This is a genomic window from Ruoffia tabacinasalis (assembly GCF_005864045.1).
GTDB classification, from domain to species: Bacteria; Bacillota; Bacilli; order Lactobacillales; family Aerococcaceae; genus Ruoffia; species Ruoffia tabacinasalis.
Genome location: NZ_VBSP01000022.1, coordinates 26,851 through 35,360, shown reverse-complemented (window position 1 = coordinate 35,360; position 8,510 = coordinate 26,851). Strand labels below are relative to the sequence as shown.

At 37.5% G+C, this 8,510-nt stretch carries 8 protein-coding genes; all 8 read left to right on the top strand.

Annotation, left to right across the window (positions count from 1 at the left end):
- Window positions 1-629 precede the first annotated feature (629 nt).
- From FEZ33_RS07160 to FEZ33_RS07125, 8 genes are read left to right on the top strand one after another with little or no spacing between them, the layout of a single operon-like run.
- A complete protein-coding gene (locus FEZ33_RS07160) occupies window positions 630-995 on the top strand; it encodes a hypothetical protein (protein WP_138404720.1) in 366 nt (121 codons plus the stop codon).
- Complete coding sequence (locus FEZ33_RS07155) at window positions 943-2,916, top strand: V-type ATP synthase subunit I (RefSeq protein WP_138404719.1); 1,974 nt, start codon at window positions 943-945, stop codon at window positions 2,914-2,916. Before FEZ33_RS07160 ends, FEZ33_RS07155 begins: the two co-directional genes overlap by 53 nt.
- 14 nt (window positions 2,917-2,930) lie before the next feature.
- The gene (locus tag FEZ33_RS07150) at window positions 2,931-3,407 is read left to right on the top strand and encodes a V-type ATP synthase subunit K (RefSeq protein WP_138404718.1); all 477 of its coding nucleotides are present in this window, start codon (window positions 2,931-2,933) and stop codon (window positions 3,405-3,407) included.
- A gap of 38 nt (window positions 3,408-3,445) precedes the next feature.
- On the top strand, window positions 3,446-4,012 hold the full coding sequence (locus FEZ33_RS07145) for a hypothetical protein (protein WP_138404717.1): 567 nt from the start codon (window positions 3,446-3,448) through the stop codon (window positions 4,010-4,012).
- A gap of 12 nt (window positions 4,013-4,024) precedes the next feature.
- Window positions 4,025-5,029, top strand: a complete 1,005-nt coding sequence (locus tag FEZ33_RS07140; RefSeq protein ID WP_138404716.1) for a V-type ATPase subunit — start codon at window positions 4,025-4,027, stop codon at window positions 5,027-5,029.
- Window positions 5,019-5,330: a V-type ATP synthase subunit F gene (locus FEZ33_RS07135; RefSeq protein WP_138404715.1), complete on the top strand. Its 312-nt coding sequence runs from the start codon at window positions 5,019-5,021 to the stop codon at window positions 5,328-5,330. The genes FEZ33_RS07140 and FEZ33_RS07135 overlap by 11 nt, the downstream gene beginning before the upstream one ends.
- A 12-nt stretch (window positions 5,331-5,342) precedes the next feature.
- Window positions 5,343-7,121, top strand: a complete 1,779-nt coding sequence (locus FEZ33_RS07130) for a V-type ATP synthase subunit A (RefSeq protein WP_138404714.1) — start codon at window positions 5,343-5,345, stop codon at window positions 7,119-7,121.
- Window positions 7,105-8,505 carry a V-type ATP synthase subunit B gene (locus FEZ33_RS07125; RefSeq protein WP_138404713.1) on the top strand — a complete coding sequence of 467 codons (1,401 nt, stop codon included), beginning with the start codon at window positions 7,105-7,107 and terminating at the stop codon, window positions 8,503-8,505. The genes FEZ33_RS07130 and FEZ33_RS07125 overlap by 17 nt, the downstream gene beginning before the upstream one ends.
- Window positions 8,506-8,510 lie beyond the last annotated feature (5 nt).

Genomic DNA, 8,510 nt, shown 5'->3' with positions numbered 1-8,510 from the left:
TGTTTAATCCGCATAAATCCCTTCTTATTATGCTTTATCTCTCCTTCAAACTGACATATATTATCTTGATAGAATACGCAATAACTTCGTCCGTTACTTACGTCTAAAGCAATAACATCCATTTTTTTATCCCTTTCTTATATAATTTGAAGTCTTCATTTAACCTTACCGATTCCAATTTCCTAAACACGACCTCAAGGGCCCAACATACTCAAAACAGATTCTTATAAGGATATGAAGTGGACCAGTTTTTTATTCGGTTTACTAACCAAAAAGCCTCACGATCTCTCCTTCATATCTACCATATAAAAAATAGTAGTGAAAAATCCACCGTCGTGGACTTCTCACTACTAATCTTAGTATGTTTTTTATGAATGAAAATTCATCTGATATACGATTAAATTTTTAGTTAAATATAAAAGTATAATTAAAAAATACAAAATGACGTCGATTCAGAGAGCTATGTCAGAATAATTCACATAATGGACAGAAATTAGCAAGTAAAATTAAATAATATTTAAATAGGAAGGAACGCGACTTTTTTCAGAAAAAAGGGGTAACTTTCCGCATAGGGCTAGGGTGTGAACGTTTTTTATGATATACTTAAAAATGTTAGGGGTGAGTAAAAATTGAGCAAGGATATAATTGGAAAAGTAATAGAAGCTGAAAATTTAATTGATTCTATGAAAGTAGAATTAGCGGATAAAAAAGAAGCGATTCGTGAAAATGAAAAAGAAAAAATTGAAACTTATCGCAAAGAATTAGAGCAGTCGCTTGATGGCGTTGCTTCTGAATTGGAGCAAGAAAGAAATCAAGAATTAGCCGAAGTCCGTGAAAGAGTGAATTATGAAGTGGATAATTATCGGCGACATGCCCAAGATGATTATCAAACTCATAAAGGAGAACTCATTCAAGCTGGAATAAAGGAGGTTATGAGTCAATATGGCAATTTCAGTCATGAAGCGGGTAACAATCATCGCGGAGCAAGCGAATAAAGAATTATTACTCGAATCCCTTCAAGAATTAAAAGGAATTGAAATCGTCCCTTTTGAAGAAGTGGAGGAAGCAGATCTTGATATCTTCTTTGACGGTGCGTCATTGAATTCAGAAGATTCAAAACTGAATCGTTACACTCTAAATAAGATTGAAGACGCAATAGAATTTCTGAAACAATACGGATCACAACCGTCTTTTATCAAACGAATGCGAGAGAAACGTAAAGTTTACTCGCTGCAAGAACTTGAAACAGAAGTAAATTCAATGAATCTTGAGTCACTGCTAAGACTGGTTAGCGAAAAACGTTCCGAGTTGGAACAGTTAAGGCAAGCGATTACAGAACTTGAAGAGAAGGAACGTTTTCTTAGAAAATGGACTAACTTAGACTTCTCACTTAAGCAGTCTGATGACTTTAAGCATTTTGATGTCGTTGTTGGTTCGATTGATACTGAAGATTCAACTGAATTCATAGACAACTTAATGAACGTTACTGATGAAGTATTGGTTCAAGAGGTATACTACACTGAAGATACAAGCGGTTACACGATTGTGTTTTCTAAAGAACATCAAGAGGATGTTCAAGAAGTCGTCAGACGTTCGAATTTCACTGAATTAGATTACGAGTACGATAAGTTACCAAAAGAAGAACTTCAAGAGGTACTAAGTACACGTAAAAGAATGATCGAAGAGCAATCCGAACTTGTGAAGCGTTTCAAATCTAATCGTCAATTATTGAGTAATTTAAAATTAGCTCAAGAATATTATGCGAACTTAATCGAACGTGAGAAAGCGAGTCAATTATTACTAGATAGTTCTCATTTATTTATTCTTAAAGGGTGGATGGATGCAGACGAAGTATCAGATAATATCGTGAATATTAATCATGTAATTGGTGAAGACAACCTTGCAATCTTTACATATGATGTTGATCCTGAAGAAGATAACTTAGATGAAGTTCCAGTGAAGTTGAAGAATAGTGCGTTTAGTACACCCTTTGAAACTTTAACTCTTCAATATGGAACACCGAAGTATAACTCAATCGACCCAACACCGTTTTTCTCATTTTCTCAAGTGTTATTCTTTGGATTAATGAGTGCAGATGTAGGGTACGGATTATTGTTGTTTATCGCAACATTCATCCCCATTATGTTTTTCGAATTAGATCCAGGTATGAGAAAAACCTTGAAATCATTTAAATATATGTCAGTTGGAACAATTCTAGTTGGCTTATTTTTTGGAAGTTTCTTTGGATTCTCACTACCATTTGGTGTGATGAATTTATCATCACAAGTTATTGAAGTGATGATATTCTCTGTTGCGTTAGGTTTAGTTCATTTGTTAGTGGGTTATTCATTAAAGTTCTATCTAACATTGAAAGAAAAAGATTATGGTAGTTCTTATTTAGATGCACTACAACAAATTTTGATGCTCATTGGTGGGGCAATCATAGCGATCAACTTCATTCTTGAAATACCTGTTTTAAATACTATTGGTTTAGTACTATTACTTGGGAATGTGATTGGAATGATTGTTGTCAATATGATTGTAGCGAAAAACCCACTGATTGGTCTCGGACAAGGAGCCTTTGGTTTAATTGATTTAGCGGGGATGATTGGTGATATCGTCAGTTATACACGTTTAACTGCCTTAGCCGTTGCGGGTGCGAATATTGGTATGGCATTTAATCTTATCGTAGGACTGTTACCGCCGTTTGTACGTTTCACAGTCGGAATATTATTATTCTTGGCATTGCATGCCTTAAATATCTTCATCACTTATTTAGGAGCTTACGTGCATTCAATGCGTCTGCAATTCGTTGAGTTCTTTGGTAAGTTTTATGAAACAGGTGGAAAAGCATTCAAGCCTTTAAGCCCACTTGAAAAAGAAGTTTGGATTCAAAAAAATTATAACAATAAATAGGAGGAATTAATAAAATGGAATTTCTACAAACATTATTCGGAGAAAACATTGGTCTAGTATTTGGAGGATTAGGAGCAGCAATTGCGACAGTCTTTGGAGGGATTGGATCAGCACGTGGTGTAGGTATCGCAGGGGAGTCTGCTGCAGCTTTAGTTAAAGAAAAACCTGAATTATTTGGACAAGCATTAGTTTTACAACTATTACCAGCGACACAAGGTTTATACGGATTCGTAATTGGTTTATTAATGTTATTACAATTAGATGCTGGAATGGATACTTCAACAGGATGGCACTATGTTATGTGTGCTTTACCAGTAGCAATCACAGGTCTGACTTCAGGACCAGCACAAGGGCGCGTTTCAGTTGCAGGTATGCAAATCATTGCACAAAGACCAGAAAACTCTACACAAGGGATTGTATTCTCAGCGATGGTTGAGACATACGCTATTCTAGGATTCGTAATTTCTCTACTTATGTTCTTATTAGTTTAATTACTGCTTTTACAAGTAGACAAGAGAGGAGTGAGTAGATGGCTGACATTAATGGATTAACCAAGAGTGTTATCGAACGAGAACAAGCCAAGGTTGACCAAGCGGTCCACGCTTACGAACAAGAGCAAGCGGCCGAAACGGAAACTAAAAAAGAAAATCTAAAACAAACATTTGTTAAACGTAAATTTAATCTTGAACAAGAGAGCAAACATCAATTAGACATTTCGCTTAACAGTGAAAGTTTAAAGAAACGGGACCAAATATTAGAGACAAAGCAAGCAATTATAAGCGATTATATTGCTCAAGTGAAGCACTCATTTGAACAACTTGATGCTGAAACAACAACAAAATTCATCAAAAGTGTTCTAAATGACTATTCAAATCCTGAACAATACGAAATTGTTTTAGGTGAAAAAACACGTGACTTATTAAATAACTCGCTTCAAGTGAATGCGACAGTTTCTAATGAGACAGTCGCTGACAAAGCAGGCTTTGTCCTACGCCAAGGAAGTATAGAATACAATTATTTATTCGATAACTTAGTGGAAGAGAAGGCGAGTTCTTTACAAACACTTATCGTTGATAAAATTTTCAAAAAATCATAGGAGGTGGATTACATGCAAGATAGTTCATATGGACCGTTGAATACAACGGTTCGCGTACAAGAGACTAATCTCCTAAAGCAAAGTGACTATGACCGAATGTTATCAGCCAAAACCTATGAGGATGCTGTTCGAGTATTAGCCGACACCGGTTACCGTGATGGTATGGAAGAAGCGATTCAAACGAGAGAGTATGACGATATGTTAATGGATGAGTTGAAAGAAACTTACCAATGGATTATGGATCAATCGCCAAGTCCCGTACTTTCAGAATTAATGACTTTAAGCTATGCTTATCACAATATCAAAGTGTTATTCAAAGAAGAACTTACGGGTAAAGACTTTGACCAAACATTAATTGATATCGGGCTATATCCCATTTATGAATTTCGCCGTGCGGTTTCTCAAGGACAATCGGATGTTTTACCAAAATGGTATATGCAAAACATCAACAATCTAAGAATTGAATTTGCGGAGACACCTCGGTTGAATGATATTGATATTTTCGTAGACCGTGCTTACGTCCATCATTTGAAGCGATTATCGGAAGAGATTGCCGATCATGACGTAACACGTTATATTGAAAAGTTAATTGATAATACAAATATGTCGATATTCTTTAGAGCGATGGCCAATGATCGTGGTCGAACACACTTACAAGCAACAATCACTAACGAAGGAGCGATTTCAACAGATTACTTTGTTGAAGTGGCTGAAGGCGGGATGGAGAATGCGATTCGTGTCTTTTCAGACTCACCTGATTACCGTGATATTGTAGCTGAAGCAATGGATGATCAAGGAAAATTCTCCTTAAGACGCTTTGAACAAGCAATAGATAATGCAACGGAAACGTATTTACAACAAGCAAGATTCCTTGTTTTTGGTCCGTTACCTGTCTTAGCGTTCATTAGTGCGAAAGAGATTGAAGTGAAGAATATCCGATTGGTTTTAACAGGTAAAATTAATAACATTGAATCAGATATTGTTAGAGATAGGATGAGATTAGATTATGCAGTATAAAATCGCTATCGTAGGAGAGAAAGATACAGTTTACGCTTTCGGGATGTTAGGAATGAATGTATTTTATACAACAGACGCAAAACAAGGACGTCAAGTTGTCAAAGATATCATAAAAGATGATTACGGTGTGATTTTTATTACTGAAAATCTGGCACAACAAATACCAGATATTATTAAAAAATATGATGATGAATTCATGCCGGCCTTCATTCTAATCCCAAGTGATTGTGATTCTGAAAGTATCGGTTTACAGCGCGTTCAAGAAAATGTGCAAAAAGCCGTCGGTCAAAATATTCTATAGGAGGTATTATTATTGGATTCTGGAACAATCGTATCAGTATCTGGTCCTTTGGTAGTCGCAAAGGGCTTAGATAACGCAAAAATTCGTGACATTTGTTACGTTGGTGACGCTAACTTAGTTGGTGAAATTATCCAAATTCGTAACGAAAATGTTTACGTACAAGTTTATGAAGAGACTTCAATGGTCGGTCCTGGAGAGCCTGTAAAACCTACAGGAAAACCATTATCAGTTGAATTAGGACCTGGATTAATTGCTGGAATGTTTGATGGTATTCAAAGACCACTACAAAAACTAGCAGAATTATCAAATAATTCATTCTTAGACCGTGGAGTTCACTTACCAGCTTTAGATCGTGAAACAATTTGGAATTTTACAAAAAATGTTGAAGTTGGAGACATGGTCGAATCAGGAGATATCATCGGTGAAGTTCCTGAAACTGATGTTATCTCACATAAAATTATGGTACCTGTAGGTACAAAAGGAACAATTAAATCAATTCAAGATGGTGAATTCAAAGTAGAAGATACTTTATACACTGTTGAATTAGAAAATGGTGAAGTGAAAGAATTTAACATGATTCAATCTTCACCAATCCGTGAAGGACGTAAAACTGCACGTAAACGTACACCTGATGAGCCATTAATTACTGGACAACGTGTCATTGATACATTATTTCCAGTAGTTAAAGGTGGAGCAGCAACCGTTCCTGGACCATTCGGTGCAGGGAAGACTGTTGTACAACATCAGATTGCTAAATGGGCAGACGTGGACATCGTTGTTTATATCGGTTGTGGTGAGCGTGGAAACGAGATGACAGAGGTTATTAACGAATTCCCAGAACTAGTTGACCCACATACTGGTAAATCAATTATGGACCGTACAATCTTAATTGCCAATACATCAGATATGCCGGTTGCGGCTCGTGAAGCGTCAATCTATACAGGGATTACAATCGCAGAATATTTCCGTGATATGGGTTACTCTGTTGCCGTTATGGCGGATTCAACTTCTCGTTGGGCAGAGGCATTACGTGAAATCTCAGGTCGTTTAGAAGAGATGCCAGGGGACGAAGGTTACCCAGCTTACTTAGGTAGTCGACTTGCAGAATACTACGAGCGTGCTGGTAAAGTAGAAACTTTAGGTAAACCAGAACGTACAGGGGACATCACAGCGATTGGAGCGGTATCACCTCCCGGAGGAGATACATCTGAACCAGTAACACAAAACACAATGCGTGTAGCGAAAGTGTTCTGGGGACTAGATGCAACGCTTGCTCGCCGTCGTCACTTCCCATCAGTAAACTGGTTAACATCATACTCATTATATTCTTCAGATATGAATATTATTATGGGTAACCGTTTAGGAATCGATTGGGATTCAATGGTTAAACATACGCGTGCTTTACTACAAGATGAGTCTGAATTAGAAGAAATTGTTCGTTTAGTAGGGGTTGAATCTTTATCAGATACAGACCGCTTGAAATTACAAACAGCCGCAATGATTCGTACAGACTACTTACAACAAAACGCTTATGATGATGTGGATACATTTACGGACTTAGAGAAACAAGCTCAAATGTTACAAACAATTCTTTATTTTGAAGAGAAAGGTCGCGAGACTTTAGAGCTTGGAGCTTCAATTAACAGTATCTTAAATGGAACAGTTAACTTAAGAGAGCGTATCGGACGTATGAAATATATCGAAGATAACACAGAAGCGCCTTACGCAGAAATTCGTAAAGCGATTGATGATACGTTAAGACAAGTGATGCAAGATGGAGGTGAGGTCTAACGTGTTAAAAGATTATAGAGGTATTACTGAAATAGTCGATCCGTTAATTACGGTTCAAGACGTTGAAGGAGTAAAATTCGACGAACTTGTAGATGTTCAATTAGGTAGCGGCGAAACACGTCGAGGCCAAGTACTAGAAGTTAAAGACGATAAAGCTGTCGTTCAATTATTCGAAGGTTCAGCAGGAATCAACAAAATGGATACAAAAATCCGTTTCTTAGGACACCCATTAACATTAGATGTGTCTGAAGATATTATTGGACGCCGTTTTGACGGTATGGGACGAATTGCTGATGGTGGACCAGATTTAATTCCTGAGAAATCATTAGATATTAACGGGCAAGCAATTAACCCGGTTAAACGTCTGTATCCAAACGAATTTGTTCAAACAGGAGTATCAACGATTGACCATTTAAACACATTAGTTCGTGGTCAAAAATTACCAATCTTCTCTGGATCTGGACTTCCTCACCAAGACTTGGCTGCACAAATTGCACGTCAAGCGTCGGTAGTCAATTCAGATGAGAAGTTCGCGGTTGTTTTCGCAGCTATCGGGGTTACTTTCGAAGAGGCAGAATTCTTCATTAATGACTTTACTGAAACTGGTGCGATCGACCGTTCAGTTGTATTTATCAACTTAGCGGATGACCCAGCTATTGAACGTATCGCAACACCACGTATGGCTCTGACAGCCGCTGAATATTTAGCGTTTGAAAAAGACATGCACGTGCTTGTAATTATGTCAGATATGACTAACTACGCGAACGCATTACGTGAAGTATCAGCAGCACGACGTGAAGTGCCGGGACGTCGTGGTTACCCAGGTTACTTATACACAAACTTAGCGACACTTTATGAGCGTGCAGGTCGTATCGAAGGTTCTAACGGATCAGTGACTCAAATTCCAATTGTTACCATGCCGGAAGATGATATCACTCACCCGATCCCTGACTTAACCGGTTATATTACTGAGGGACAAATTTTATTATCTCGTGAGTTGTATAACCAAGGTATTGAACCACCAGTAGATGTTTTGCCATCATTATCACGTCTGAAAGATAACGGGATTGGGGAAGGTAAGACACGTGCGGACCACGCATCTACTATGAACCAAATTTTCTCTGCGTATGCTCAAGGTAAAGAAGCGAAAAGTTTAGCTTCTGTATTAGGGGACTCTGCCTTAACGGACAGTGACTTGAAATACTTAGAGTTTGCAGATGAATTTGAACAACGTTACGTGAACCAAGGTTACTACACAAACCGAACAATTGAAGATACATTAGCAATTGGTTGGGACTTATTAGGTATCTTGCCGCGTACAGAATTAACTCGTATTAGTGAGGAACACTTGGATCAGTACTTACCAAAGACTGAGGAAGGGTGATAAGC